The sequence below is a fragment of the Caballeronia sp. M23-90 genome, from assembly GCF_053574605.1.
In genome coordinates, this window is sequence record NZ_JBSIPA010000005.1 from 22,566 (window position 1) to 49,260 (window position 26,695).

Below are 26,695 nucleotides of genomic sequence, written 5' to 3' on the forward strand. Positions count from 1 at the left end.
GCGGCTCCGCGGTCTGAAACGCTGTTTCGCAGATGCAGTTTATCGATATAAAGAACATCTGGATTTTAGATCCCGATGCCGGGCGGCACCGGGGAAACAATCAAGTGCAATAAACCGGCGTACGAAAACGCCTTTAAGGTTTAATTCTCGACAGTTCAGGCGACTTCGGCGATCAATTCAATCTCGACACACGCGCCGAGCGGAATTTGCGCCACGCCGAAAGCGGAGCGGGCGTGCTTGCCGCGCTCGCCGAAAACATTGGCGATCAATTCGGATGCGCCATTCGTCACCAGGTGCTGTTCGGTGAATTCGAAGGTGGAGTTCACAAGGCTCATCACCTTCACGATTCGCGTGACCTTGTTCAGGTCGCCCACATGCGCGTGCAGCGTCGCAATCAGATCAATGGCAATTGAACGCGCCGCGGCCTGGCCTTCGGCGGTCGTGAGCGTGGCGCCCAGCTTGCCCGCCCACACCTTGCCGTCTTTCTTCGCGATATGGCCGGAGAGGTACACTGTGTTGCCACTTTGCGCGCTCATCACGTAGGCCGCGGCGGGGGCGCCGGCGGTCGGCAATTCAATACCGAGTTCTTTCAGCTTGTCATACACGTTGAGTTGGGCCATGCGAAATCCCTTTGAAATGAATGATGAAATTCAGACCTGCGCGCGGATCAGCGCGCCGAGCTTTGCAATGCCTTCGTCGATCACGGCCGGGGGCACCGTCACGAACGACAGGCGCAGCGTGTTGTGCTCGGCTTCGTTCGCGAAGAATGGTCCGCCTGGAACGAACGCCACGTGCTGTGCAATGGACTGCTCGAGCAGTTTCATTGTATCGATGTGCTGGGGCAGCTTCACCCACACGAACATCCCGCCTTCCGGCCGGTTCCATTCCACGCCCGCCGGCATGTGTTTTTCAAGCGATGCCAGCATGGCCGCGCATTGATCGCGATACAGCGCGCGGATCTTCGGGATATGCGTTTCGAGAAACCCGTCCTTCACGACCTCATGCACGATGCGCTGCGTGAGGCTCGGCGTATGCAGGTCGGTCGCCTGCTTGGCCTGCACGAGTTTGAAGTGCAGTTCCTCGGGCGCGATGATGTAACCCACGCGCATGCCCGGCGACAACACCTTCGAAAACGACCCAAGATGCACGATGTGATCCGGCGCCATGGAGAGCATGGTCGGCAGCGGCGCGCCGGCATAGTCGAGCGCGCCATACGGATCGTCCTCGATCACAGGGAACCCGGCACGTTGCGCGAACGCGGCGAGCGCCGTGCGGCGTTCGAGCGAAAGACGACGGCCTGTCGGGTTCTGGAAATTGGGCTGCGCATACAAAAGACGCGCGCCTGCTGTCAGCGTGCTAGTCAGCGCTTCGGGGATCAGGCCGTGTTCATCGGTTGGGACCTGAACGTATTTTGGTTCGTACATTGAAAACGATTGCAGCGCGCCGAGATAAGTCGGTGTTTCGACCAGCACGCGGCTCGCCGGATCGATCAGCACCTTGCCGAGCAGATCGAGCGCCTGCTGCGAGCCGGTGGTGATCAGCACTTGCGACGCACGCACCGACGCGCCGTTCACCGAATACCGTTGCGCAACCCATTCGCGCAACGGCAGATAGCCCTCGGTCGCGCTGTATTGCAGCGCGGCGGCGGGGCTGTCGCGCAGGATGCGATCGCACGCCACGCGCATTTCCTCGACCGGAAAAGTCGCCGGCGACGGCAGCCCGCCCGCGAACGAAATGACCTCGGGCCGCTCGGTGACCTTCAGGATTTCACGAATCGCCGAACTGGTGAGCTTTCTCGCGCGTTCGGAAAGCTGCCACGGCTGGGCTTGAAGGTCGGCTTGATTCATGGGGTCCTCGGTCGGTCTTGGTGGGCGGTACGGGTGTGGGTGCAATGGGTGCGGCGCACGCTTATTATCGCGCCGCTTTCAGGTATTTAGCGCTCGTCCTGCTGTCCGTCGTCTTGTTGCACGGCTTCGTCGGGCGACGAATCGGCGGCAGTTTCGGCAATATCGGCTGTTTCGGTTACGTCTTCTGGCTTCCTGCTTTTCGCGCGCTTGCGGGCGGGTTTTGCCGCGGCAAGTTCGGCTTGCCGCGCTGCCTGCGCTGCGGCTTCGATTGTTTCGGACGTTTTCCCCATCGTGACGATGGAGCCGTCCGGCAACTCGAATTCCGCGACCAGGACCGGCGCGCCTTCGGTCACTTCGACGTTCATCAAGTGCGATGCGCCGAGCCACGCCATCTGCTCCAGGAGCACATGCGCGCGCGGATGAAACCCCGTCAGCGATTTCAGCGCAATGCCCGTTTCCGGCAACGACGCACCCGGATGCCGCGTGGTGTCCCACTGAATCAGCGAGGGCAGGACTCCATCGCCGGAACCTTGCCAGGCCGGGAACGAGCCGTCGTGGGGAACAGTCAGGTTCCAGCTATTCGCGCCGCGCGACATGGCGACGACCGACGCAATGCGCTCCGGGTATTGCGCCTGCCAGCGCGTCAGCACCTTCGGACGCTCGACGCGTGCAACCCAGTGCACGAGTTGCGGCCCTGTTTCGAGCCGCTTGAGAAACGCGGGGTCGTCGAGTGCGAAGAGACGCGGACGCAGAAGCGGACGCGATGAATCCGTATTGGCCGCAGTCGGATCGATAGCGATGACTTCCAGATAAGCGCCGCCCCAGAGATTCAACAGGCGGTTGTGCGTGCGCATCAGCGGATGGGCGCCACCCTCGCTCGTCTGCACGCCCAGTTTCGCGGCGACAAAACTCGCGCCTTCTTCAAGCGTTCGGGCGGCGATGACAAGATGATCGAGTTGCAGCGGCGGAGCGGTCATGGAGCACGGACTACGTAAATACGACGTGAATGTGTTGCATGGAAAATCACGGCCAAGCTCGCCAGCATACCTGTTTCGCCCGCATGCGCGACCGCGTCAGCCATTGGGCCGAGTATTCGATACTCGCTGCACGGCTACAAAAGTGGCCAGATTAGCATCGGCGCGATCTCAAAATGTAGCGGGTGGGACCGTAACAGTAACGGTACAATCAAGCCGATACCTCTCAGTACAGTCACCGCACGCAATCACTCGATGGAGCCCGGCATGTCCGTCCCGCTCGACCAGATTCCGGCGCCGCACGGCGCGCCACAGCTCACGCTTGTCGACCAGCTGGTCCAGTGGGGGCGGCGTCGTATCGATGAAAGAGTGTTTCGCCCGGGCATGCGCATGCCGTCGATCCGCAAACTCGCCGTCGACAAAGGCGTGTCGCGCTTTACCGTGGTCGAGGCGTACGAGCGGCTGGTGGCGCACGGTTATCTCGATTCACGGCGCGGCTCCGGTTTTTTCGTGCGCGACCGCAGCGGATCGAACGACGCCCACGTCCATCCCCAATCGGCCAGTGAGCCGCAGCCGGTCCCGAGCACCATCGACGTGGTCTGGCTGCTGCGCAACATGCTGCATACGTCGAGTCCGGCGAAGGGGCCGGGCATCGGCTATTTGCCGTCGAGCTGGCTGAATGGCGAATTGCTGACCGGCGCGCTGCGTTCGATAAGCCGGCAAAGCGGCGGCCAGATGCTCGGTTTCGGCACGCCGCAAGGGTTTTTGCCGCTGCGCCAGCAATTGCAGACGCGGCTGGAGGAACTGGAAATCGGGGCATCGACGCAGCAAATCGTGATGGTGTCGGGCGTGACGCAAGCCATCGACCTGATTGCGCGCGTGTTCGTCAAACCGGGCGACACGGTGATCGTGGGCGACCCCGCGTGGTTCCAGATGTTCGGCCGCTTCGTGGCGCAGGGCGCGCGGCTCGTCGGCATGCCTTACACGCCCGACGGCCCCGATCTCGACGCCCTCGAAAACCTCGTGCAGACGTGGCGCCCGAAGATGCTCGTGATCAATTCGGTTCTGCAGAATCCCACGGGAACATCGCTTACGGCCGCGCAGGCTTTCCGGATTCTCCAGCTCGCGCAGACCTATGATTTCATCGTCGTGGAAGACGATATTTACGGCGACCTCTGCCCGACCAACTTCGCGGCCACGCGCCTCGCAAGCCTCGATCAGCTCAAGCGCGTGATCTTCCTCAACAGCTTTTCGAAGACGCTCGCGCCGAACTTGCGGGTGGGGTACATCGCGTGCGCGCCGGAGGTGGCGAATGCGATTGCCGACCAGAAGATGCTCGTTGGCATGACGAGTCCCGAACTCAACGAGCGCGTGCTGTACAAGGTGCTCACCGATGGCCACTACCGCCGCCACGTCGAACGCCTGCGCGTGAAACTCGACGGCGTGCGCGAGAAGACCGTACGCATGTTCGAAAAAGTGGGCTACAAGCCGTATCTCGTCCCGGCGGCGGGCATGTTTTTATGGGCCGATACCGGCGTGGATTCGGAAGCGCTTGCGGCCTTCGGGCACGAGGCCGGTTTCCTTCTGACGCCGGGAAGCCTCTTTTCGCCGCATCAACTGCCGAGCACCTGGATGCGCTTTAACATTGCAAATTGCGGCGATCTAGGATTGCCCGCGGTGCTCACCGAGTATGCGGACCGCATGGGTTAGGGCGGCGCGCTCCTTAGCGCGCTTTCGAAAAACCCCTTGAAATTCCCGCAGCCGACCTCATGTGTCGCAGGATTCGCGCGATGCTTTTGCTCAGTTTTGCTGCATCGCGCTGCCGCTAAAACCCGTCAACACTAGACAAACGAGGAACCGACCATGGCACAAGAAACCATGAGCTTTCAGGCAGAAGTGAAGCAGCTTCTGCATCTGATGATCCATTCGCTTTACAGCAACAAGGAGATTTTCCTGCGCGAGCTGATTTCGAACGCATCGGACGCGGCGGACAAGCTGCGTTTCGAGGGCATCGAAAACGGCGCCTTGTATGAGAACGATCCGGATCTGCGCATCCGCATCTCGTACGACAAGGCGGCGCGGACCATCACCATCGACGATAACGGCATCGGCATGAGCCGCGACGAAGCGATCGCGAACCTCGGCACGATCGCGCGTTCGGGCACGAAGGAGTTTTTCTCGAAGCTCTCCGGCGATCAGCAGAAGGACGCCGCGCTTATCGGCCAGTTTGGTGTCGGCTTTTATTCGGGTTTCATTGTCGCGGACAAGATCACGGTCGAAACGCGTCGCGCCGGGTTGCCGGCCAGCGAAGGCGTGCGTTGGGAAAGCGCGGGCGAGGGCGATTTCGTGGTTGAACAGATCGAGCGTGCGCAACGCGGCTCGAGCATCACGCTGCATTTGCGTCCGGAAGAGGACGAATTCCTCTCCACGCACAAGCTAAAGTCGGTCATCCAGAAATATTCGGATCACGTCGCGCTGCCCATCCTGATGAAGAAGGAAGAATGGGATGCCGAGAAGTCCGAAATGGTTACGCAGGACGAAGACGAGACGGTGAACCAGGCGAGCGCGCTGTGGACCCGCGCGAAGAGCGACGTCACCGACGAGCAATACAAGCTGTTCTATCAGCACATCTCGCACGATCATGACGAGCCGCTCGCGTGGACCCACAACCGCGTGGAAGGCCGCAGCGAATACACGCAGTTGCTGTACGTGCCGAAGCACGCGCCGTTCGATATGTGGAATCGCGATCATAAAGGCGGCCTGAAGCTGTATGTGAAGCGCGTGTTCATCATGGACGACGCGGAACAGCTCGTGCCGGCGTACTTGCGATTCGTGAAGGGCGTAGTCGATTCGGCGGATCTGCCGCTGAACGTATCGCGTGAAATCCTGCAGGAAAGCCGCGACGTAAAAGCCATTCGCGAAGGCGTGACGAAGCGCGTTTTATCGATGCTGGAAGAAGTGGCATCGTCGTCCGCTGACGCCACCGATGACGCCGGGAAAGCCAGGTACGCCACGTTCTGGAAAGAGTTCGGACAGGTGTTCAAGGAAGGTATCGGCGAGGATTACGGCAATCGCGAACGCATTGCCAAGCTGGTGCGCTTTGCATCGACGCATACGGATTCGTCGGAGCAGACAGTGGCGCTGGCCGACTACGTGTCGCGCATGAAGCCCGAGCAGACGAAGATTTATTACGTCACCGCCGACACGTGGCAGGCCGCGAAGAACAGCCCGCACCTGGAAGTGTTCCGCAAGAAGGGCGTGGAAGTGCTGTTGCTGACGGACCGTGTCGATGAATGGATGCTGTCGTTCCTCAATGAATTCGATGGCAAGCCGCTGCAGAGCGTGGCGCGCGGCGACCTGGATCTCGGCGCGCTGAACGATGAAGAAAAGCAGGCGCAGGAGAAGGTCGGCGAAGAATTGAAGCCGCTGGTGGAGAGCATGAAGGCTGCGCTGGAAGGCAAGGCGAAGGACGTGCGCCTGACGTTCCGCCTGACCGATTCGCCGACGTGCCTGGTTGCCGATGACGGCGATATGAGCGGCTACTTGCAACGTATGTTGAAGCAGGCCGGTCAGGCCGCGCCGCAGATGCAGCCTATCCTGGAAGTGAACCCGGAGCATCCGCTGGTGAAGAAGCTTCACGCCGATGACGCGAATTTCGGCGACTGGTGCCATCTGTTATTCGATCAGGCGATGCTGGCCGAAGGCGGCACGCTGGAAGATCCGGCGAGTTTTGTGAAGCGGACGAACGCGTTGTTGCTGGCGCGATAAGTCAGCGAATATCTACCTGTGCATGCGCCCTTCGGGGCGCATTTTTCGATAGTCCGCGCTTACGGTGAGCCGAGCGCGGACTATGGTTTAATTGCGCAGCGATCCCTCGCCGCTCCGAACGGGGCGGCGCGCATCGTGGTCGGTCAGCGCTCGTAGACGTGCAAAAGCGTGACAACCTATGCTTCATCTCGGCCACTTCGTGCGTCAGATGGCCTTGCAACGGCGCCGAAGCCCCTGGGCTCTTATTTCTATTAGAACGAAAATCCGAAATCTGCGGAATATCCCATATCCTCTTCGAACGACCCAAAGTCGAAGTCGTCGCTGCCCCCGTCATATTCGTTCCCTAGCGTAAAGTTGTACTGGCCCCCACCGGATGATATGAGCGCGTTGTTGTTTGCGTAGTCCGCCCATCCAGTCTCATATCCTGTCGGCCCATACGCAACCGCGTCATAACCGCCGCCGGCTCCGTAGGTGAATTCGGTGAAACCAGTGAGCTTGCCACTGCTATCAAATGAGTCGTACTCCAGCTCTTGTCCGTTTCCATTAAAGATAATGGCGTTCTGCGTGTTATCACTATTGAACAGATGTGCGGTCATGCTGCTATTGTTGCCGTACTGGTCATACTCAGTTTCACGGCCAGTCGTTCCGTCAAAAAAATAGTCGTCCGTTTTATGACCGCTCGTATTGAACTCCGCGTACTCAGTCTCATGACCGCTGCTGTTATAGACTGTCGCCGTCTGCGAATTGTCTGCGTTGATCACGTGGACCGTTGTCTGATTGCCTGAATATTCGTTCAGTTGCGTTTCACGGCCATTCGAATTGTAATAGGCATCGGTCGTCATTTTGCCGTTTGCGCCGTACGTCGCATATTCAGATACATGTCCGGACGGATCGAACACGGCAGCGTTCTGCGTTCCGTCAGGATTGAAGGCATGTGCAACGCCGCTGCCGTCGGTGTTGTAGTCAGTCTCTTGCAACTCCCGGCCACTCGCTCCGTCGAAGACGAAATCCTGAGTGATCTTGCCATTGGTGCCAAACGTTGCTTGTTCGGTTTCATGACCTGCAGCGTTGAATGCGTACGCGGTTTGCGTGCCATTGGCATTGAAGAGGTGATCGACCTGGCTAGCGATGTAGCTGCCGTCGGCATTATGTGAATAAGTTGTCTGCGTAAGAACGTTGCCGAACTGATCTTTAGTTACCGAAGTTAATAATGAACTTCCGCTGAAGCTTTGCGTTACCGACTGTCCAGACGAGAACGTGTCACCCATAGTTGTGAAATTGCCGTTCTCGTTAGGATCGTTGAACGTAATTCCCGACGCTCCTAGAGCGGGCGCTTGTGCTGGATTGGCGGCGCCATTTACTTTCATGTAGTAATTGTAATAGCTCGTGCCATCTTCGCTAGTCGGAAGCGGTGCAAACACGTGCATCGCGTCCTCGATCATTGCGTTCTTCTCTTGACTTGCTGTCAGCTTTCCTGAGACGTCTGAAGTGTGCTGAGTGTCGAGTATCGATTGGAGATTTGATGGCCCTGTGCTGTAGACGCCATCTCCGGCAAGATAGATTTCCGTGCCGCCCTTGCCGGACCCGTCGGAGCTAGTTGCCTTCAAGATTTCCTGCTGCACTACCCAGTTGTTGTACGCAGCTTCGCCTTCACGATGTAACCCCATCATAGCGCGCACATCATCAGCCGTAATACTTTGATCTGTAGCGGCTGGCCGATATTCGTCGTCAAATGCAATATCTGCGGTCGCGTTCTCGAAATGGCCAATTTCGTGGGCGAGCTGTCCAACGATCGTCGTTGTGGGTAGCGTGTTCCAGTTTTGAGCAAAGAATATGGCGCTTCCGTTCCAACCGGTTCCCGTTCCCGTCCCGGTGTCTATGCCCATCGTCCCCGCAGTAACTCCAACAGCATTACTGTAATCTAGCAATTCCATCACAAGGGTCGGACTTGCATTTATAAGGGCGATTGCATCTGCAGACAGTTTGATCGTGCCCCAGAAACTCTCATTCCCAGTAATCGTTTTAGCGGTCATTTTGAGTCATTCCTTCTATTTTGATAAAGTGTGAGATCATGCAAGCATCCTGTTTTCGTAAATAATAGATACATTTCAATTTTGTTTCTCCCTAAAAAATTATAAGTAAGCTGTCCCCGAAAGGACGGATTGAACTGCGGTTCGCCGACCCCCCATGTCGAAACAAATCTTTCTTTTTTAATGCAAATTTCGGCTTCGTTAATTCCTTCGGACAGGGATGATTTTTCGAACGACGAATCGTTAGATTTGAATTTACCGTAATTTGTTTTCGGCTCGTCGGCGTTAACTAGGGTTTCGGTTGATAATGGGGTTGCTTGGAAGGCGGAAGAGGTGCCTTCCAAAATGTTGGTCCTCGGATTTAAAACAGCATTCATCGAATGCACCGTTAGACGCAGCCTAAACGTCTCCGCGACTTCTTTTTCGTTATTTAAATCGCCGTGGTCAATGAAGTCATGTAAGTCAGAGAGGAAGCGGTCAGGGCTTCTAGCCGCCATCGAAGCAGGGGGGGATTCCATGCAACCCTCCACGAAAAAGAACAAAATTACGCAAATAGACGCTTTAAAGTATTTTTTTGCGCTGAAATTTTTCATAATTCACAACCTTCAGGAATGTTGCCCGCCTTGATAAATCATATCGCGTGGTGTAGATAAATCATCTCAGTAGGAAAGCCGCTCAGCTCTATCTCGTACCTAATTCGTTTGATTAGATTTCCAGATCGAATAAATAATTTTGGTTAAGCTGCCACCATTTCCTCTAGGCGCACCCCTGGCTGATTCGCATTTTTCGTCTAAGCCATCGATAAGTTGGATATTCCATGCCGTATCTGTTATCGAAAGGCTAGGAGTGTCGGCATCACTGGCCCACAGTAAATTGGCAAGTGCAACAACGGTCTGGATCTCGCTTGAATTGATGTTAATCGTCTCAAGTTTGTTCGGTTTGACCGTCATCTTTCCATCTTCGAACGCCCAAACGCTTTCGATTTTTGAAAGTTTCTGACCGTCCAGATCGATAATGTAAAGTTCCCAAGACGGAGTGGTAAATGAACCACTTCCTTCTATCACGCCACGCGTTGGACGGCTTATACCGTCGAGCTTATGTTGATTAATGCATAATTTGTTATTTAAAAAGTTTCGCTTGATTGCTGCATACCGCAGTTGCGATGCCGGTTGAGAAGGCGGTGCGCAGCCTAATAGCAGCAACAGGCAGGATATCAACGCGATAAGCTCTAATGTGGCTTTATCCATATTGTTGCGTTCGATCTAGGTTGAAACAATTAATCCCGCATGGATTTCTGAATTCCGTCCCAAAGCGGTTCAAACAAGTAATCGATCGCAGTTCGCGAACGGGTCTTGATGAATACTTCCGCCCGCAGTCCCGGCCCGAGTCGAATCGGCTCGCGCGCCGCTTTGTTGGCGCGCGCAATGACATCGACCGGAATCTCTATATGGGCAAGGTAGAAAGGCTGCCGGGTCTCCTTGTCGTTCAGCGAATCGGCCGAGAGATACGTCACCGTGCCTTGAAGTAGGGGAGAGGTTCTCGGGTTGTACGCGGTCAGCCGGACGTCAGCCGTGCTTCCGGGCATAACTTCACGCACGTTATCAGGCTTTATCTTTGCTTCAACGAGCAAAGGCGTTCCCGACGGCACTAGGTCGAGGATCGGCTCTCGCGGACCAATGGCCGCGCCAATTGTATGCACCATAAGTCCAACGACTTCTCCATCGACCGGTGCAACGATACTGGTGCGTGTTTCGGTATCTTCAGCCGGACGTAGCTGGTCGGCGAGTTGTTGAATTTTCGCGGTGGCGTCCTTTAGCTGCGTGTCGGCTGCCTTCACATAGTCGTTGCGTAGAGCGGTGATTTTCAGCTCGAGATCGGTTTGCTTTTGGCGAGCACGAATCAATTCTGCCGTATTTGATTGTTGGCGCGACTTGTAGTCAGCTGCGGCTCGCCGCAATTCCATCATCTTTGTTTCGGTCACGTAGCCTTCGCTTCGTAGCTGTTCATTGACTTCGAGCTCCTGCTTTGAGATTGCGAGACTCTCGTCACTGGTGCGTACCAGCGCAATCTCGGTTGAAATTTCCTCGCGGGTTTGGTCTGCCTGTTCTCGCAATAAACGCAGTTGGTCGTTCAGAGTTTGTCGCTCTGAGTCAAATAGCGTTTGCTCCCGCTGAATTAGCGTAGCAATGGCTGGGTCCGACGACCGAGCGATCAACGGTGCTGGAAACGTAACCGAGCTTTTCATGTCGCGCTCTGCTTCGAGTCTTGCTGCCTTTGCTTGAACGTCGGCAAGTTGCGACTGGAGCGCTGCCACCTCGGCATCGGGCCGCACGCTGTCGAGCGTGAGCAACACCTGCTTGGCCTTAACATGATCGCCGTCCTTTACGAAGATGGCTTTAATAATCCCGCCTTCCTGATGCATTACCGTCTTGCGTTCGCCATCGTCACGGACGACACCCTCTGCGACGACCGCGCCCGATAGGGGAGCCAATGTGGCCCATACGCCGAGCGCGCCGCAGCCCAGCATCAGCACAACGCACCCGGATGCAACCACCCGGCGCGGCAAAGACAAAGGCGCGTTTGTAGATTGAGGTTCGGATGGTCGGCGGGGCTCAGCTATCGCGCTCCGGATACGGTCGCGCAAATGGTTTATGAACGGACGGAGCCTCATGATGCGGCGATCTCCCGTCGGTCTTTATCGCGTGGTGCAGGTCCTACCGGTGGGGCCTTCGACCGAGCCCACGACTCGACCTGCTCGCGCGTACCAAAGCATTCAATCTGTCCGCTCCGCATCATCATCACCCGGTCGGCAATCGAGAGCACCGCCTGACGGTGCGTCACCACAACGACTGTTACCCCGTCACGTTTCAAGCGAAGCAGGGCTGCGTTCAACTGACGTTCGCCATCGGCGTCGAGATTTGCATTTGGTTCATCGAGCAACACGAGGCGCGGATCACCGTACAACGCGCGAGCCAGTGCGATTGCTTGGCGTTGACCACCTGAGAGCGCCTCGCCTGAGTCCCCGATGCTTGTCTCATAGCCACTGGGCAACTTCAGGATCATCTCGTGCACACCCGCACGTTGCGCTGCCAGCACTACCGCTGGGGCGTCGTTACCAGCCGGGTTTGGGTTACGTGCAATGTTGCCTGCAACGCTTCCGGAAAAGAGTTCAACATCCTGTGGGACATAGCCCAGATGACGTCCCAGCGTATCACGCGGCCAATTGGCAATGTCGGCGCCGTCCAAGCGCACCGTGCCTGATTGCGGCTCCCACAGGCCGGCCAGAAGCCGCAGAAGTGTTGATTTTCCGGACGCGCTCGAGCCGACAATCACGAGCAGTTGGCCGGGGTCGAGGGAGAATTGAATTCCCTTAAGAAGTAGGCGCCCACGTTGATCGTTGACGCTGCGACTGCTGAAAGTCAGTGCGTCCACAGTAAGCCGGCCCTTGGGCGGAGGTAGCTCGATAGCGCTGCGTCCAACCGTCCAACGATATAGTGCATTGAGACGGTCCCAACCCTGCCGAACCTCTGTAAGCTGCTTCCAGCTTCCAAGCATTTGCTCAACTGGGGCGAGTGCTTTGCCTAGCAATATTGTGGTGGCAAGCATGACTCCCCCCGTTGCATATTGGTTGATAACAAGCCATGCACCAACCGCCATCATCACAACCTGAATGGCCTGACGCAGCGCCTTGCTGACATTTTTGTTCAACATGGACGTGTCGGTGACTTGCTCCCGCGCGTCTAGATCCAGGCTTCGCCGGACTGCCCATGCGTCAATTACGGCAGCGTTCATGCCAAGCACAGTCACAATTTCCGCGTTGCGCCCAATCTGAGCGGCGATCTGGTCCGTTTCGCGTTGACGTGCCATGTATGAGCGCACTCCGCCCCTGGTCGATCTGTCGTTGAGTAATGTCAGGCAGACCAAAATGATCGCGCTTCCCACCGCAATCAGACCGAGCGACCAATGGAAAAGGAACATGAGCGCTAGGTAAAACACAAGCCAAGGCATATCAAGAAGCGCAGTCACTCCCGCACCCGAAAGGAATGCACGAAGAGCGGCCACGTCCTGAGACGTAGCAAGATCCGGCCGGGGAGTTCGTCTTGCCAGCATATCGACGCGGGCCTCGAGAGCTAGTCGGTCCAACCGGTCCGCGAGTTGCCGGCCGAGATCGGTCAACACGCGGCTGCGGACAACTTCCACTGCAAACGTCATGAACAACGCGATCGTCATGAATATCACTAGCATTACCAATGTTTCGAGGCTGCGGCTTGGCAAAACACGGTCGTAAACCTGTAATAGGTACAACGTAGGCGCCAACACGAGAAGATTGCTAGCAATGCCGAAGAACGTTGCGACCAGCAGATGCCGCTTTATTGCCTGAAAAATTGTCATATTTACTTTTCGGAAGCGCCGGCCTGTTTGCCTTCGCGCGCGTCAAGCTGTGCAAGCGTCGACTCGTCAAGCTGCGCCACACTTGCCTTGAGGCGAAGGAACTGCACTAGCGTGTCATAACGTGCGCTGGCTAGGTCGCGCCTTGTTCGAAATAGCTTGTCTTCGGCGTCGAGGACGTTAGCGTTGATACGCACTCCAACACGAAAACCTTTACGGTCGGATTGCAGGGCCGTTGCGGCGGATCGCTCTGCAGTCTGCAGTGCGGCAATTTGAGCTAGCCCTTCGCTCACGCCGAGAAAGGCCTGTTTAGCATCAAGTGCAGCCGAGCGGCGCGCATCCTCCAAGTCGTCTTCGGCCTTGTCTCTGAGCGCGAGTGCTTCCCGTTTTTTACTCAATGTTGAAAGACCGTCGAAAAGCGGAATGCTGATCTGGATTCCGATCTCGCCCGACGATGCGCGGTGCGCACCGGTGTAGAAGTTCGTTTGTCCGTTGATGAACGCCGCGTTGCCGTTACTCGCATTGCCGACTAAAGAAACACTCGGCATGTAGCTCGCGTCCACTTTGCTGACCTCTCGCTTCGCAATTTCGAGCGCAATCTGCTGTTGCCGTACGTCCAGCCCAGATATCTGTGCATCCGATTCCCACACCTCGGACGAACCGGGTGTAAAGGTCGCCAAGCTAGTGCTTGCGTCGAGCTGTTCAATTGCGTCGACGGAGTGCCCGACTATCTTGCGCAGCGCAGCGTAGCGCCTAGCAAGTTCCCCCTGCGCCTTGACCAAATCGGCATGTGCGGAATCGGCCGCCGCCTGTGCCTCGTCCAGATCGACGACGGTCGCTGCGCCGAGCGTAAAGCTCCGTCGAGTCAGTTCCAACTGTTCGTTGACCGAACGCAGATGCTCCTGCGCAAGCACAAAGCTATCTCTCGCCGATAGTGAATCAAAATACGCTTGTGCTACTCGCAGAAGGATATCCTGCTTCGCGCTAGCGAAGATGAAGCCGGCACCAATAACCGAGAGTTTACTTTCCTGATAGGACTCCCAATCATCCCACTTAAATAAAGACTGATTTAGCGATAGCGCTGCGCCCACCGTGGAATAAGGTGCAGCTGGTTGCCCCGGTATATGGATCGCATTTTTGAAATCGGACTGGGTGAGGCCGAGGTGTGGAAGCAGCGCTGCTCGCGCCTCGGGTTCTTTCTGCAAACCCGCGCGATATGACGCTTCGGCACTCGCAAACGTGGCGTCATGTGCCAAAGCGTCATCAACCAATTCGGACAGCCTTGCCGCGTGGGTAGTCACGGTCGAAAATGACAACGCTAAAAGCCCAGCGGTCAGCGCAGATGAACGCAAGCGACTGAGGCGCCCACGCTCAGTCGAACGTCGTTCCGTATAACTCGTCCGAAGCATCATAAGCAACCAGCCATTTGGCCGGCCGACTCGGCGAGCGCTGTAACGCGCGCCCGATAAATTTCGTTCGCAATGTGCGGCAACGTTTTTTTAGTATAGGAGCACAGACGGCACCCTGTCGCATGGCGAATTTGTCTCATAGTTCTATCTCTTGCTCAGCGTCCAAGGACGGCGCCGATCCCCAAAGAGTGACCGGCGCACTATCTTTGAATTGAATGTTTAATCAAGTTTCACAGGTGCAGACGGCTTGAAAAATCGGAGAACTCCTAATTCGCATTTTAAAAAAATATGTATGGCAATCGGAATATTTTAGAAAGGCGAACGCATTGCCAAGCTGGTGCGCTTTGCATCGACGCATACGGATTCGTCGGAGCAGACAGTGGCGCTGGCCGACTACGTGTCGCGCATGAAGCCCGAGCAGACGAAGATTTATTACGTCACCGCCGACACGTGGCAGGCCGCGAAGAACAGCCCGCACCTGGAAGTGTTCCGCAAGAAGGGCGTGGAAGTGCTGTTGCTGACGGACCGTGTCGATGAATGGATGCTGTCGTTCCTCAATGAATTCGATGGCAAGCCGCTGCAGAGCGTGGCGCGCGGCGACCTGGATCTCGGCGCGCTGAACGATGAAGAAAAGCAGGCGCAGGAGAAGGTCGGCGAAGAATTGAAGCCGCTGGTGGAGAGCATGAAGGCTGCGCTGGAAGGCAAGGCGAAGGACGTGCGCCTGACGTTCCGCCTGACCGATTCGCCGACGTGCCTGGTTGCCGATGACGGCGATATGAGCGGCTACTTGCAACGTATGTTGAAGCAGGCCGGTCAGGCCGCGCCGCAGATGCAGCCTATCCTGGAAGTGAACCCGGAGCATCCGCTGGTGAAGAAGCTTCACGCCGATGACGCGAATTTCGGCGACTGGTGCCATCTGTTATTCGATCAGGCGATGCTGGCCGAAGGCGGCACGCTGGAAGATCCGGCGAGTTTTGTGAAGCGGACGAACGCGTTGTTGCTGGCGCGATAAGTCAGCGAATATCGACCTGTGCATGCGCCCCCCCCGGGGCGCATTTTTTTGCGTGTCCCACCAATCACGGGGATGGGGCAGGGCAGACGCACTAGAACTTGTGAATCATGCCGATCCGCAAACCCAGTTGGCTGCCGTTATCGGGCGTGCCTTGTGCGTTGGAAGCAAAAGCGGTTGCCCCCAAGTCGGGCGCGCCCACCATGACGCGCGAAAAGCCGCCAAGACCGGTGGTCCTGGTGTATCCCGCCAGCGCGTACATTTCGGTACGCTTCGAAAGCGCATAGAATCCGGACAGGTTGAACTGGAAAGCGTTTCCGGTCAGGTCTTGGTTCAATCGCGTGTACGCGCCGCCCGTGTAGAACCTGGCCGCTGGCGTTGCCTGATAGTCGAGCCCGACCTCGAAGGTGCGCACGACCTGGTTCGGTCTGGCTGCGCAGGTGGAAAAACACAGCGTGTTGGCTGCCGTGCCTCGCGTGTCTGTATAGGCCAGATGCACCGTTGCAGGACCGAGAACATATTGCCCGTCCACTACGGCGACTCCGGTCAGTCGGTTGCCGTTGGCATCGTTGATACGTAGATAAGTCGCCCCCAAACCGACCGGTCCGTTGCTGTAATTGCCCCCGGCGTTGAAGACGCGAAAGGCCGCGTCATTGCCGGCGATTCCACCGAAACCATATTGACCGGCGAAGGTAAATCCGTTCAGGTTCGGAGTCTGGTATTTGACGGCATTATTGACGCGATCGGCCAGGCGATCCACCCAATGGGAGAGACCTGTGTAGTTGTTGGCTCGGGAGGCGACATTGGCATGGTACGGAGCGAGATCTACATCGAGCGTGTATTGACGTCCTATCGTCAGTTTTCCTAACCGGTTCTGCAAGCCGACAAAGACCTGTCGGCCGAACAACAGGCCGCCCTGCGTGCTCGCTCCATTGTTAAGGGCGAAGCCGCTCTCGGCTGTGAATATAGCCTTGAGCCCGTCGCCCAGATCCTCGCTTCCTCGTATGCCCCATCGGTTGCCGTAGAGCGTGCCCGAATCAACACGGACCACGCTGCTATTCTGGATACCTGAATGATTCGCGTAGTCAACGCCTATATCCAGAGCGCCATAAAGCTGGACGCTCGATTGCGCTTGCGCCGCTCCGGCTATCACTGCAAATGCAGCGCTTGTTATCGAGAATATCTTCATTTTCCATACCCTGCGTGCAACATCTTGCCTCGGTGAATGAGGTCCCGTTACGCTTTGATCCGTTCCACTTTGCCGACCAGAAAGACGTACGACAGCGCGCCCAGCAATGCCACGCATGCCACGTACGTGATGGCCGGCGCGAAGTTGCTGCCGTTGGCCAGATAGCCGATGGCAAGAGGCGTTGAGATAGCGGCGAGATTGCCGATGAAATTGAAGACCCCGCCAGTAAGGCCCAGCATTTTTTCAGGGGCCAGCGACGTAACCAGTGACCATGTGATGGATGCAAAGCCGTTTCCGAAAAACGCGACGGCCATGAAGAAGATCACCCATTCGGTGGAGTCGGTGAAGTTGGCGCCAATGATGCTGGTCGATATCAGCAGCCCGGAGATGATTGGAAATTTGCGGGCAAAGCCGACGCTGGCGCCTTTGCGGATCAGCCAGTCGGAGAACAGACCTGCACTGATGACGCCACAAAAAGCGGCAAGAAATGGCAGGGAGGTCAGGAAACCGGACTTGATGAAGTTTATGCCGCGATACTTCACCAGATACGTCGGAAACCAGGTGAGGAAGAACCACAGCGTGGAACTGACGGCGTACTGGCCGAGGTAAATGCCCCACAGCTTGCGCTTGCTCAATACGACTCGAAGCGCAGCCCGGCTGAATCCAGGCGCTTGCGTTGAATTTTTCTCTCCAAGGTCGACCAGACCGCCGCCTGTGCTGATCAGTTCGATCTCAGCCGGATTCACGCCTTTGAACTGCCTTGGTTCCCGATACACCGCATACCAGACTACGGCCCATACGATGCCGGCCAGACCGGTTCCGATGAAGACCGCGTGCCAGCCGTACCGATGTTGTAGCCATGCCAGCACGGGCGTGAGGAAGGCCAGGCCGACAAACTGGCCCGACGTGTAAATTCCGATTGCCGAGGCTCGTTCGTTTTCGGGGAACCAGGTTGTGACGACGCGGCTGTTGATGGGATAGGCCGGGGCTTCCAGTGCACCCACCATGAGTCGCAATCCGAACATTGCGGCAAAACTGCCGACAAACCCCATGCTCACCGTTGCCAGCGACCACGAGGCGAGCGCGAGTGCATACAGATAGCGCGGGCGTACACGGTCGACCAGCCAGCCACCGGGTATCTGCATGGCGGCATAGGTCCAGCCAAACGCGGAGAAGATCCAGCCTGCCTGAACGGGACTGATGGAAAGCTCGCGCATCAGTTCGGGCGCCACGATCGACAGATTGCTGCGATCCAGATAGTTGATTACTACTGTGACAAATAATAACAATGCGATCAGCCAGCGTCTCCGGCTTGGTGACTGTTGGGGTATTTGTGCTGTCTTCTTAAGATCTGGAACAAAAGAATTTTGCTTGATACCCCGAATTTCATGGCTCATTTTACCGCTCCTCTCATCTTGCTTGATTTATGTAAATTAGCAGTGGTTTATATTGAGATATTGCTGCGCCGGTGTTGAGGAAGTCACTTAATCGAGATAACGCCGCCATTCTCCTGAGAGGTGCTTGGCCCGGCAGCGACGACAATGGCGACACAGTGTCGAATTCGTTGATATTTGTGTCGCCGGGACCATATGTGGTAACGATAATATCGAGACACGCGGTCATCTACGCCGGGTGGCTCGGACTCCATATAAAGTTTTTTACTTTTCACGCGATCTGGGGGCTTTGTTTAGGACAGCCAAATGCACTTTATTTCAGGTTATATCCTTTGTCGATTTAAATCAGTGTGTGCCGGAATATGGGAAATCGGGCTATCTCATTATTATCCTCACATACAAGAGCGAAGGCCGCGGTGCTGGTCAATCGATTTTGACGGTGCTATCAACCGATTGGATATTAGGATTGTTTGGTTTTTGAAATCCGATTTGCCAAAATGGCATTATGGAAACAGACCGATTTTCCAAAGATTCGGATTCTTCTTGTATTTAATTGAATCGCAAATCGACACAATCACTCTGTTTCGGAAACCGCCTATTGGATCGGCTTACGAAATCGTAGGAAAAATTTCACCGGATATTTGATTTGTATGTCCCGGTTTGTGAATTAACTTTAAGAGGTAAAAAAATATGTCTACAAATGATGTCACGCCTGCAACACCGTCCATCATGGGCCTGATCGATCACTCGGTGAGCAACTACGCTGATTTCAGTTACGGTTCGACCTTGCACGACGATGCACCCGGCATCGTCTTCGCGACCATTCCCGGCGCCACCTACAGCATGTACGACAACGGTGCACTGATCGGTACCATGGTTGCCACCAAGACGAACACGAACTGGACCGTTCCGTCAGCCCTGTTCAACGGCGCGCATGAGCTCACGCTGATGGCCACCGACGCAGCGGGCAACAACAGCGCACAGGCGAGCATCAACTTCACAGTAGCAGCAGGTCCGGCCGCACCGGCATACCTCGGCTTGATCGACCATTCGGTGAGCAATTATGCTGAAGCGGACATTGCACAGGTGACGCATGATGCTCATCCGTCGCTCGTGCTGAGCGCAACGGTTGGCGACACGCTGAACCTGTTCGACAACGGCCAGTTGGTCGGAACGATAGTGGTGACGCAAGCCAACACGAAGTGGGACCTGCCTACGTTGTCCAACGGCGTGCATAACCTGAGCATCACGGAGACGAACGCATCGGGCACGAGCGTTCCGCTGTTCCTGCAGATGACTGTGGATGCGCCGGCTGCAACGCCTTCCGTCATGAGTTTGATGGCGACGGCCGTTGACGCAACGCCTGCAACGCCTGCCATCATGGGCCTGATCGACCACTCGGTGAGCAACTACGCTGATTTCAGTTACGGTTCGACCTTGCACGACGATGCACCCGGCATCGTCTTCACGACCATTCCTGGCGCCACCTACAGCATGTACGACAACGGCGCGCTGATCGGTACCATGGTTGCCACCAAGACGAACACGAACTGGACCGTTCCGTCAGTCCTGTTCAACGGCGCGCATGAGCTCACGCTGATGGCCACCGACGCAGCGGGCAACAACAGCGCACAGGCGAGCATCAACTTCACAGTAGCAGCAGGTCCGGCCGCACCGGCATACCTCGGCTTGGTCGATCATTCGGTGAGCAATTATGCTGAAGCGGACATTGCACAGGTGACGCATGATGCACATCCGTCGCTCGTGCTGAGCGCAACGGTTGGCGACACGCTGAACCTGTTCGACAACGGCCAGTTGGTCGGAACGATGGTGGTGACACAAGCCAACACGAAGTGGGACCTGCCTACGTTGTCCAACGGCGTGCATAACCTGAGCATCACGGAGACGAACGCATCGGGCACGAGCGTTCCGCTGTTCCTGCAGATGACTGTGGATGCAACGCCTTCCGTCATGAGTTTGATGGCGACGGCCGTTGACGCAACGCCTGCAACGCCTGCCATCATGGGCCTGATCGATCACTCGGTGAGCAACTACGCTGATTTCAGTTACGGTTCGACCTTGCACGACGATGCACCCGGCATCGTCTTCACGACCATTCCTGGCGCCACCTACAGCATGTACGACAACGGCGCGCTGATCGGTACCATGGTTGCCACCAAGACGAACACGAACTGGACCGTTCCGTCAGTCCTGTTCAACGGCGCGCATGAGCTCACGCTGATGGCCACCGACGCAGCGGGCAACAACAGCGCACAGGCGAGCATCAACTTCACAGTAGCAGCAGGTCCGGCCGCACCGGCATACCTCGGCTTGGTCGATCATTCGGTGAGCAATTATGCTGAAGCGGACATTGCACAGGTGACGCATGATGCACATCCGTCGCTCGTGCTGAGCGCAACGGTTGGCGACACGCTGAACCTGTTCGACAACGGCCAGTTGGTCGGAACGATGGTGGTGACACAAGCCAACACGAAGTGGGACCTGCCTACGTTGTCCAACGGCGTGCATAACCTGAGCATCACGGAGACGAACGCATCGGGCACGAGCGTTCCGCTGTTCCTGCAGATGACTGTGGATGCAACGCCTGCACCCGCAGTCCAGTCGCTGGTAAGCGCCGCTCACGCCGTGAGCCAGGATGTAACCGCTGTCTCGAATGACGCAAGCGTAGGCCTGCATGACAAGTTTGTCGCATCGGCTGGTCATCAGAACGTCGACCTGAACGTCGATCCGAACTCGTACTTCAAGCAGTCGTCAGCCCACATCGAAGGAGGCAGCAAGGGCGTCCACACAATGCACCTGGAAGGCAGTCATCAGGTGCTGGACCTGACCTCGTTGACTGGGCAGACAGCAGCGGCCAAGATTTCGGGTGTCCAGGCCTTCGACTTGGGCGGACATGGAAACACGCTGCACTTGTCGCTCGTCGACGTGCTGAATCTTGGCCAAGCTGATTTGTTCCAGCACGACGGTAACAAGCAACTGATGGTGAATGGTTCGTCTGCCGACACGATCGACTTGTCGCATGCAAAGCTGGCGGGCGTGGCAGATGCTCCGTGGGTAGAGCACGGCACGGCCTCGGTTGGCGGCGTGACGTACAACGTGTATCAGAATTCAGCTGCTCACGCAGACCTGCTGATTCAGCAAGGCGTACACGCCGTCGTACATTGATTTGATCGTTATCTCGCATTTGCCTGAGGGCTGACGCGAGGTGTGTCGAGTTGAACGAAGCCGTTCCGGATGCTCCCGGAACGGCTTCGCTTATTTGGCCTTACGCTCCTTGTTGGCCTGCGCTACGACAGACGCCGCCAGCGTCCTGGTGTCCTTCGAATACTTGTCGCTGTGGAGAACGAGCGAGGCCTTGTGCTCCATCTGAGCGCCGGTCTGGTTCTTCGTATGCGTTTGCGATAGCGCCGATGCAGCAAGACTCTTTGCAATGGCCGACGCTTTCGGATCATGCAACGTCTTCGATGCGAGTGTTGCGACGGCTTTCGACGTTTGCTTTGTATTCACCGACATGTCTTTCCTCTCTGGTTGATTGAGCGCCGACCATTTCCCGGCCGGTTCCCCAGTCTTCCCGTCGCGGACATCGACATCTATACGATTCGTCCTATTTACACGCGTGGTTTTATAATCTCGCGCATGCTGAATACCCTTATTGTGGCGCCTGGCAACTGGCGCATCCGTCCGCTTCCCACGTTCACCGCCGACCAGAAAGACTGGCTCACGCGCGGCGGCTCGCTCACTGCACATCTGCGTGCACTCGGCACCGTCACCGTCGATGTCACCCGCGAAGCCGTCAGCCAACCCTGGCGCGATGAATCCAGCGCGTTGAACATCACGCCGCGCACGCCGGTATGGACCCGCGAAGTCGTGCTGAAAGTGGAAGGCGTGCCGTTCGTCGCGGCACACAGTATCGTGCCGCTTAATGTCAGTTCGGGCGTGTGGCAAGCGATCCGCCGTTTGAGGACGCGTCCGCTGGCCGAACTTCTATATAGCGACAGTAGCGTCTGGCGCTCGCCGCTGACGTCGCGCAAGGTGACGGCGCGTGATCCGCTCTACAGGCTCGCGGCCACACAAACGCATCATGAAGCCCCCCATACCTTCGTCGCGCGCCGTTCCGTGTTCGTGAGAAAAAGTGCGCCGCTGATGGTCACCGAATGCTTCCTGCCCGCGCTCTGGGCTTTCCTCGAGCGTTGCGAAGAATGCTGAAAGGCTTTCCGCCCATCGCCGATAAAAACACGCACACGCTGATACTCGGCAGCTTCCCCGGCGTGGCGTCGCTCGATGCCGCGCAGTACTACGCCCATCCGCGCAACCAGTTCTGGCGGCTGGTCGGAACGGTGATCGGCGAGCCTTTGCACGAGCTTGCCTACGATCAGCGCGTTCTCAAGCTGCTTGAACATGGCATCGGCTTGTGGGATGTGCTTGCGGCGTGCGAGCGCGAAGGCAGTCTCGACACCGCGATCCGTCACGCGAATCCCAACGACTTTGCCTCGTTCCGCCTTCACGCGCCGGGCTTGAAAAAGCTCTGCTTCAACGGCAAGACATCCGGGCGTTTCGAACCGGTGATCCGCGAGGCAGGCTACGAAACCCTGGTCCTGCCGTCGTCGAGTCCGGCGAATGCTATCCTCTCGTTCGATCAAAAATTGCGCATCTGGCGCGACATCCTCAAATGACCCAATTAATCAAACGCGCGTCGGCTGAAGCGCGCGCGTTCGGCGGCAAGCGCCAAGAAAAAAAGCACGATAAAAAGCAGGCCAAGCGCGCAAAGCGCGATCGTGATGACGACCTTGAAAATGCCCCGCGTATCGATGCACCTCGCAAACCGCGCTTCGCGCCCGTGACGTTCTCGGAAGAGGGCGGCGTGCGATTCCTGCATTTCGGCACCGAATGGGTGCAGGGCGCGATGCGCCTGAAGAAGCCGAATCACATCGAACTTGAATACGCGCAGCAGATGATGGCGTGGCTGTTGTTCATCGAGACGCCCAAACGGGTGGTGCAGCTTGGTCTTGGCGCGGCTGCACTGACTAAGTTCGCGCACGCGTTCCTGAAGCGCGCGAAGGTCGAGGCGGTCGAGCTGAACCCGTCGGTTGTGATCGCCGCGCGCACGATGTTCGAGCTGCCCAACGACGACGCGCGCCTCACCATCCACGAGCAGGACGCCTACGACTTCGTCAACGACGCCGCGAACCACGGCAGCATCGGCGCATTGCAGATCGATGTCTACGATGCCACCGCGCGCGGCCCCGTACTGGACAGCGTCGCGTTCTATCGTGCGTGCCGGGCTTGCCTGACGCCGGCGGCGGGCGTGGTGACGGTCAACCTGTTCGGCGATCACCCGAGCTTCGTGCGCAACATGAAGCGCCTGAACGAAGCCTTCGATGGCCGAGTGCTTGCGCTGCCCGAAGTTCACGACGGCAATCGCATTGCCATCGCGTTTGCGGGACCCGCGCTCGATGTGCCGTACGCGCAACTCGAACAACGGGCAAAGCTCATCGAAAAGCAACTGAAGCTGCCCGCGCGTCAATGGGTCAAGGCCTTGTCGATCAGTACTGAAGCCGGCAATACACCCAACTTTTCCATTTAGATCCAGCAGCGAACCCGCCGCCCTGACAGCGGTCGATAAAGCAAAAATTACATAATGCTTTCTCTACCCATTACGGTTCGGGTTCGCCCTGCTTGACCCACTTTTAGGCGTCCATATACTCCACGTGTTATTTCGGGGCGCTATTAGGCTGGCGCCTTGCCGCGAGATCCGCGCAGGTCCCAGTCCAGCAGCAATTTAAAGAGAAAAGAGGAGACCGTCATGGCTCAAGATGCGGTGACCGCCACTGGTCAGGTCCGCAACAAACAGTGGCTTTGGCTGCTGATACTTCCCTGGATCGGCGTTGTCTGGGTGCCGTTTTACAACAAGATCGAACCGGTGCTCTGGGGCTTTCCGTTTTTCTACTGGTATCAGTTGCTCTGGGTGCTCATCAGCGCGGTCATCACGGCCGTGGTCTATATGAAGACCAAGCCCATCCACGCTGCTCCCAAGCTCACGCCCGGGAGCCCGCGATGATGAATCCCACCGCAACCTTCGTCTTCGTCCTGTTCTTCATCGGCGTGACGATCCTGGGTTTTGTCGCCGCTCACTGGCGCAAGGCCGACCTCGGTCAGCTCGATGAATGGGGACTCGGCGGCCGTCGCTTCGGCACGATCGTCACGTGGTTCCTGCTCGGCGGCGACCTGTACACCGCCTACACGTTCGTCGCGGTTCCGGCCCTCGTGTTCGGCGCGGGTGCGACCGGCTTCTTTGCGCTGCCGTACACCATCCTGATCTACCCGTTTGCTTTCGTCGTGTTCCCGAAGCTCTGGTCGATCTCGAAGAAATTCGGCTACGTCACCGCCGCCGACTTCGTGCACGCCCGCTACAACAGCCGCATGCTGGCGCTGGCGATTGCCGTGACGGGGATTGTCGCAACCATGCCGTATATCGCGTTGCAGCTCGTCGGCATTGAAGTGGTGATCGGCGCGCTTGGATTCGACACCAAGGGGTTTGTCGGCGATCTGCCGCTGATCATCGCGTTTGCGATTCTCGCCGCGTACACGTACACGTCGGGCCTGCGCGCGCCGGCCATGATCGCGGTCGTGAAGGACGTGCTGATCTACATCACGATCATCGCGGCGATGATCATCATCCCGGCGCAGCTTGGCGGTTTCGGCGCGATCTTCCATGCGGTCGATCCGGCGAAGATCCTGTTGAAAGCTCCGGATGCATCGAGCCTCAATGGGTATAGCGCGTATGCGACGCTCGCGGTCGGCTCGGCGCTTGCGCTGTTCCTGTATCCGCACTCGGTGACGGCGGTGTTGTCGTCGAAGTCGGGTAACACGATCCGCCGCAACATGGCGCTCCTGCCGGCCTATTCGCTGGTGCTCGGCTTGCTCGCGTTGCTGGGGTACATGGCGCTTGCATCGGGTGTGAAGGACATGCCGGAATTCGCCCCGTACTTCAAGGCCTACGGTTCGAACTTCGCGGTCCCGGCTCTGTTCCTGCACTTTTTCCCGTCGTGGTTCGTGGGCGTCGCGTTTGCGGCGATCGGTATCGGCGCGCTGGTGCCGGCCGCAATCATGTCCATAGCAGCCGCCAACTTGTACACGCGTAACGTGCATAAGGAGTTCGTGAACACGAACATGACGCCGGAGCAGGAAACCAACGTCGCGAAGCTGGTGTCGCTGCTGGTGAAGGTCGGTGCGGTCGTGTTCATCCTGGCGCTGCCGCTGACGTACGCTATCCAGTTGCAGTTGCTCGGCGGGATCTGGATCATCCAGACGCTGCCGGCGCTGGTGCTCGGCCTCTATACCCGTGTGCTCGATCACCGGGGTTTGCTGATCGGCTGGGCTGCGGGGATCGCCACCGGCACGTGGATGGCGGTATCGCTGAAACTGGCCGGATCGATCTTCACGATTCACCTTTTCGGCTACGCCATTCCGGGGTACGCCGCGGTGTGGGCGCTGGTCGTGAACCTGGTGGTGTCGATCGTGGTGAGCATCCTGGTGCGCGTGATCGGGCTCAAGCGTTCCGATGACCGGACGAGTCCCGAGGACTATCTGGATGTAGCTGAAACCTGATCGCGGGTTAGCGGTAAAGTTGGCGAAACGCCCGTAACGGATGTTGCGGGCGTTTTCTTTTTCCGGCTGCGGCCTTAATGCAGCGTTATCGTCAGCGCGTTGTTCATCTCTTCACCGGAACCGCATGTCCGCAACCGAACCGTCGAAGCCCCTCCGAAGCCACACGCGCCGCACGCTGCACGTGCTCGGCTCACCGTATTTTCGATACCGCCACGCCAAGTACCTCCACGCGGCGCGCGTGGCACTGGCGCTGCTTGCGTCGATTGCGCTGACGTCGGGCATCGATATTCCCCACGGCGAATGGTCCACAGTGACTTTGCTCGTCGTGATCGGCGGCTTGCAGCATCACGGCAATATCCGCAAGAAGGCGGCGGAGCGCGCGGTGGGAACGCTGCTTGGCGCGTCGCTCGGGCTTGGGCTGATCCTGCTGCAATCGGTCACCCACTCGACCATGATCACCTTCGTGCTGCTGGCTGTGATTGCCGGCGTGTGCGCGTATCACGCCATCGGCAAGCCGGGGTATATCGCGTTGCTCACGGGCATCACCACGGTGATCGTGGCGGGGCACGGGAATCTGTCTATCGATGTCGGCTTGTGGCGCACCCTGACCGTGCTGATCGGCATAGTGATCGCGCTGGCGTTCTCGTTCGTGCTGCCGCAATACGCCACGTATTCATGGCGTTATCGGCTCGCCGACAACATGCGCGACAGCGCACGGATCTATAGCGCGATCGTGGAAGGGCGGCGCATCTCGGTTGAGGTCTTGACGAAGCAGTTCGCCACGATGAACTCGCGGCTGGTTTCATCGCGTTCGCTGCTGGCGTCGGTTGCAAAAGAGATCGACACGCCGCTTCCTGTTCTGGAGGATATCCAGCGCCAGCATCGTTCGATCATCACCGCGCTGGAAATGATGGCGTCCGCTATGCCGGACAATGCGCCCGGACTTGCCGCCAGCGGTCACGCCGAAGAACGCGCCGTGCGTCATACCTTGTTGCTGATGGCGCGTGCGTTGCGGTTCGGCCGTGTCGGTCTGCTGCATGCGGCGACCGGGTCACCA

The 26,695-nt window shown here is 57.5% G+C and carries 20 protein-coding genes and 2 pseudogenes; 10 read left to right on the plus strand and 12 right to left on the minus strand.

Translation table 11 applies throughout. The features are described from left to right. Positions 1–155: 155 nt before the first annotated feature. From ACRXB1_RS01310 to ACRXB1_RS01320, 3 genes are all read right to left on the minus strand, one after another. Positions 156–620, minus strand: coding sequence for a RidA family protein (locus ACRXB1_RS01310; RefSeq protein WP_449490825.1), 465 nt, complete (start codon positions 618–620; stop codon positions 156–158). A 30-nt stretch (positions 621–650) separates the two neighbouring features. Continuing rightward, the gene (locus tag ACRXB1_RS01315; RefSeq protein ID WP_449490826.1) at positions 651–1,847 is read right to left on the minus strand and encodes an aminotransferase-like domain-containing protein; all 1,197 of its coding nucleotides are present in this window, start codon (positions 1,845–1,847) and stop codon (positions 651–653) included. Between the two features lie 86 nt (positions 1,848–1,933). After that, on the minus strand, positions 1,934–2,824 hold the full coding sequence (locus ACRXB1_RS01320) for a VOC family protein (protein WP_449490827.1): 891 nt from the start codon (positions 2,822–2,824) through the stop codon (positions 1,934–1,936). Between the two features lie 264 nt (positions 2,825–3,088). Between ACRXB1_RS01320 and ACRXB1_RS01325 the strand changes: the two genes are divergently transcribed. Together ACRXB1_RS01325 and htpG are read left to right on the plus strand one after the other, a co-directional pair. Beyond that, complete coding sequence (locus ACRXB1_RS01325) at positions 3,089–4,531, plus strand: aminotransferase-like domain-containing protein (protein WP_449490828.1); 1,443 nt, start codon at positions 3,089–3,091, stop codon at positions 4,529–4,531. Positions 4,532–4,684: 153 nt separating this feature from the next. Then, positions 4,685–6,589, plus strand: a complete 1,905-nt coding sequence (gene htpG / locus ACRXB1_RS01330; RefSeq protein ID WP_075359559.1) for a molecular chaperone HtpG — start codon at positions 4,685–4,687, stop codon at positions 6,587–6,589. A 251-nt stretch (positions 6,590–6,840) separates the two neighbouring features. On the opposite strand, the gene ACRXB1_RS01335 is transcribed toward htpG, so the two are convergent. From ACRXB1_RS01335 to ACRXB1_RS01360, 6 genes are all read right to left on the minus strand, one after another. Continuing rightward, on the minus strand, positions 6,841–8,622 hold the full coding sequence (locus ACRXB1_RS01335; protein WP_449490829.1) for a hypothetical protein: 1,782 nt from the start codon (positions 8,620–8,622) through the stop codon (positions 6,841–6,843). Beyond that, positions 8,619–9,137 carry a hypothetical protein gene (locus tag ACRXB1_RS01340; RefSeq protein ID WP_174363792.1) on the minus strand — a complete coding sequence of 173 codons (519 nt, stop codon included), beginning with the start codon at positions 9,135–9,137 and terminating at the stop codon, positions 8,619–8,621. The genes ACRXB1_RS01335 and ACRXB1_RS01340 overlap by 4 nt, the downstream gene beginning before the upstream one ends. Positions 9,138–9,311: 174 nt before the next feature. Next, positions 9,312–9,866, minus strand: a complete 555-nt coding sequence (locus ACRXB1_RS01345) for a hypothetical protein (RefSeq protein WP_449490830.1) — start codon at positions 9,864–9,866, stop codon at positions 9,312–9,314. Positions 9,867–9,895: 29 nt separating this feature from the next. Further along, positions 9,896–11,290 (minus strand): HlyD family type I secretion periplasmic adaptor subunit, encoded by a 1,395-nt coding sequence (locus ACRXB1_RS01350; protein ID WP_449490831.1) that lies wholly within the window; start codon positions 11,288–11,290, stop codon positions 9,896–9,898. After that, positions 11,287–13,011, minus strand: coding sequence for a type I secretion system permease/ATPase (locus tag ACRXB1_RS01355; RefSeq protein ID WP_449490832.1), 1,725 nt, complete (start codon positions 13,009–13,011; stop codon positions 11,287–11,289). Before ACRXB1_RS01355 ends, ACRXB1_RS01350 begins: the two co-directional genes overlap by 4 nt. A 2-nt stretch (positions 13,012–13,013) precedes the next feature. Next, a complete protein-coding gene (locus tag ACRXB1_RS01360; protein ID WP_449490833.1) occupies positions 13,014–14,360 on the minus strand; it encodes a TolC family outer membrane protein in 1,347 nt (448 codons plus the stop codon). Between the two features lie 376 nt (positions 14,361–14,736). Here ACRXB1_RS01360 and ACRXB1_RS01365 point away from each other — a divergent pair. Next, a pseudogene (locus ACRXB1_RS01365) lies at positions 14,737–15,429 on the plus strand (molecular chaperone HtpG); the annotation flags it as partial. 91 nt (positions 15,430–15,520) lie between these two features. Here the strand turns inward: ACRXB1_RS01365 and ACRXB1_RS01370 are convergent. Beyond that, a complete protein-coding gene (locus tag ACRXB1_RS01370) occupies positions 15,521–16,615 on the minus strand; it encodes a porin (protein WP_449490834.1) in 1,095 nt (364 codons plus the stop codon). 47 nt (positions 16,616–16,662) lie between these two features. Continuing rightward, entirely contained in the window at positions 16,663–18,012 is a 1,350-nt protein-coding gene (locus ACRXB1_RS01375) for an MFS transporter (protein ID WP_449490835.1), read from the minus strand. A 687-nt stretch (positions 18,013–18,699) separates the two neighbouring features. Between ACRXB1_RS01375 and ACRXB1_RS01380 the strand changes: the two genes are divergently transcribed. Then, a complete protein-coding gene (locus tag ACRXB1_RS01380; RefSeq protein ID WP_449490836.1) occupies positions 18,700–21,195 on the plus strand; it encodes an Ig-like domain-containing protein in 2,496 nt (831 codons plus the stop codon). Between the two features lie 90 nt (positions 21,196–21,285). Here the strand turns inward: ACRXB1_RS01380 and ACRXB1_RS01385 are convergent, their stop codons facing one another. Beyond that, positions 21,286–21,543 carry a hypothetical protein gene (locus ACRXB1_RS01385; RefSeq protein ID WP_075360502.1) on the minus strand — a complete coding sequence of 86 codons (258 nt, stop codon included), beginning with the start codon at positions 21,541–21,543 and terminating at the stop codon, positions 21,286–21,288. Between the two features lie 123 nt (positions 21,544–21,666). On the opposite strand from ACRXB1_RS01385, the pseudogene ACRXB1_RS01390 reads away from it, so the two are divergent. The 6 genes and pseudogenes from ACRXB1_RS01390 to ACRXB1_RS01415 form a co-directional block, all read left to right on the plus strand. Further along, positions 21,667–22,215 (plus strand): annotated as a pseudogene (locus ACRXB1_RS01390) (chorismate--pyruvate lyase family protein); the annotation flags it as partial. 14 nt (positions 22,216–22,229) lie between these two features. After that, positions 22,230–22,703: a DNA-deoxyinosine glycosylase gene (locus tag ACRXB1_RS01395; RefSeq protein WP_174365146.1), complete on the plus strand. Its 474-nt coding sequence runs from the start codon at positions 22,230–22,232 to the stop codon at positions 22,701–22,703. After that, complete coding sequence (locus ACRXB1_RS01400; RefSeq protein WP_449490837.1) at positions 22,700–23,614, plus strand: spermidine synthase; 915 nt, start codon at positions 22,700–22,702, stop codon at positions 23,612–23,614. The genes ACRXB1_RS01395 and ACRXB1_RS01400 overlap by 4 nt, the downstream gene beginning before the upstream one ends. A 219-nt stretch (positions 23,615–23,833) precedes the next feature. Then, positions 23,834–24,088, plus strand: coding sequence for a DUF3311 domain-containing protein (locus tag ACRXB1_RS01405; protein WP_061998952.1), 255 nt, complete (start codon positions 23,834–23,836; stop codon positions 24,086–24,088). Further along, the gene (gene mctP, locus ACRXB1_RS01410; protein ID WP_062000771.1) at positions 24,088–25,638 is read left to right on the plus strand and encodes a monocarboxylate uptake permease MctP; all 1,551 of its coding nucleotides are present in this window, start codon (positions 24,088–24,090) and stop codon (positions 25,636–25,638) included. The genes ACRXB1_RS01405 and mctP overlap by 1 nt, the downstream gene beginning before the upstream one ends. A 124-nt stretch (positions 25,639–25,762) precedes the next feature. After that, positions 25,763–26,695 (plus strand): FUSC family protein (locus ACRXB1_RS01415; protein WP_449490838.1); only part of this gene is annotated, 933 nt, incomplete at its 3' end.

Bases quoted from the DNA above. Each gene is read 5' to 3' on its own strand.
- ACRXB1_RS01310 (WP_449490825.1), bottom strand. From the start codon at position 620: ATGGCCCAACTCAACGTGTATGACAAGCTGAAAGAACTCGGTATTGAA.
- ACRXB1_RS01315 (WP_449490826.1), bottom strand. From the start codon at position 1,847: ATGAATCAAGCCGACCTTCAAGCCCAGCCGTGGCAGCTTTCCGAACGC.
- ACRXB1_RS01320 (WP_449490827.1), bottom strand. From the start codon at position 2,824: ATGACCGCTCCGCCGCTGCAACTCGATCATCTTGTCATCGCCGCCCGA.
- ACRXB1_RS01325 (WP_449490828.1), top strand. From the start codon at position 3,089: ATGTCCGTCCCGCTCGACCAGATTCCGGCGCCGCACGGCGCGCCACAG.
- htpG (WP_075359559.1), top strand. From the start codon at position 4,685: ATGGCACAAGAAACCATGAGCTTTCAGGCAGAAGTGAAGCAGCTTCTG.
- ACRXB1_RS01335 (WP_449490829.1), bottom strand. From the start codon at position 8,622: ATGACCGCTAAAACGATTACTGGGAATGAGAGTTTCTGGGGCACGATC.
- ACRXB1_RS01340 (WP_174363792.1), bottom strand. From the start codon at position 9,137: ATGGAATCCCCCCCTGCTTCGATGGCGGCTAGAAGCCCTGACCGCTTC.
- ACRXB1_RS01345 (WP_449490830.1), bottom strand. From the start codon at position 9,866: ATGGATAAAGCCACATTAGAGCTTATCGCGTTGATATCCTGCCTGTTG.
- ACRXB1_RS01350 (WP_449490831.1), bottom strand. From the start codon at position 11,290: ATGAGGCTCCGTCCGTTCATAAACCATTTGCGCGACCGTATCCGGAGC.
- ACRXB1_RS01355 (WP_449490832.1), bottom strand. From the start codon at position 13,011: ATGACAATTTTTCAGGCAATAAAGCGGCATCTGCTGGTCGCAACGTTC.
- ACRXB1_RS01370 (WP_449490834.1), bottom strand. From the start codon at position 16,615: ATGAAGATATTCTCGATAACAAGCGCTGCATTTGCAGTGATAGCCGGA.
- ACRXB1_RS01375 (WP_449490835.1), bottom strand. From the start codon at position 18,012: ATGAGCCATGAAATTCGGGGTATCAAGCAAAATTCTTTTGTTCCAGAT.
- ACRXB1_RS01380 (WP_449490836.1), top strand. From the start codon at position 18,700: ATGTCTACAAATGATGTCACGCCTGCAACACCGTCCATCATGGGCCTG.
- ACRXB1_RS01385 (WP_075360502.1), bottom strand. From the start codon at position 21,543: ATGTCGGTGAATACAAAGCAAACGTCGAAAGCCGTCGCAACACTCGCA.
- ACRXB1_RS01395 (WP_174365146.1), top strand. From the start codon at position 22,230: ATGCTGAAAGGCTTTCCGCCCATCGCCGATAAAAACACGCACACGCTG.
- ACRXB1_RS01400 (WP_449490837.1), top strand. From the start codon at position 22,700: ATGACCCAATTAATCAAACGCGCGTCGGCTGAAGCGCGCGCGTTCGGC.
- ACRXB1_RS01405 (WP_061998952.1), top strand. From the start codon at position 23,834: ATGGCTCAAGATGCGGTGACCGCCACTGGTCAGGTCCGCAACAAACAG.
- mctP (WP_062000771.1), top strand. From the start codon at position 24,088: ATGAATCCCACCGCAACCTTCGTCTTCGTCCTGTTCTTCATCGGCGTG.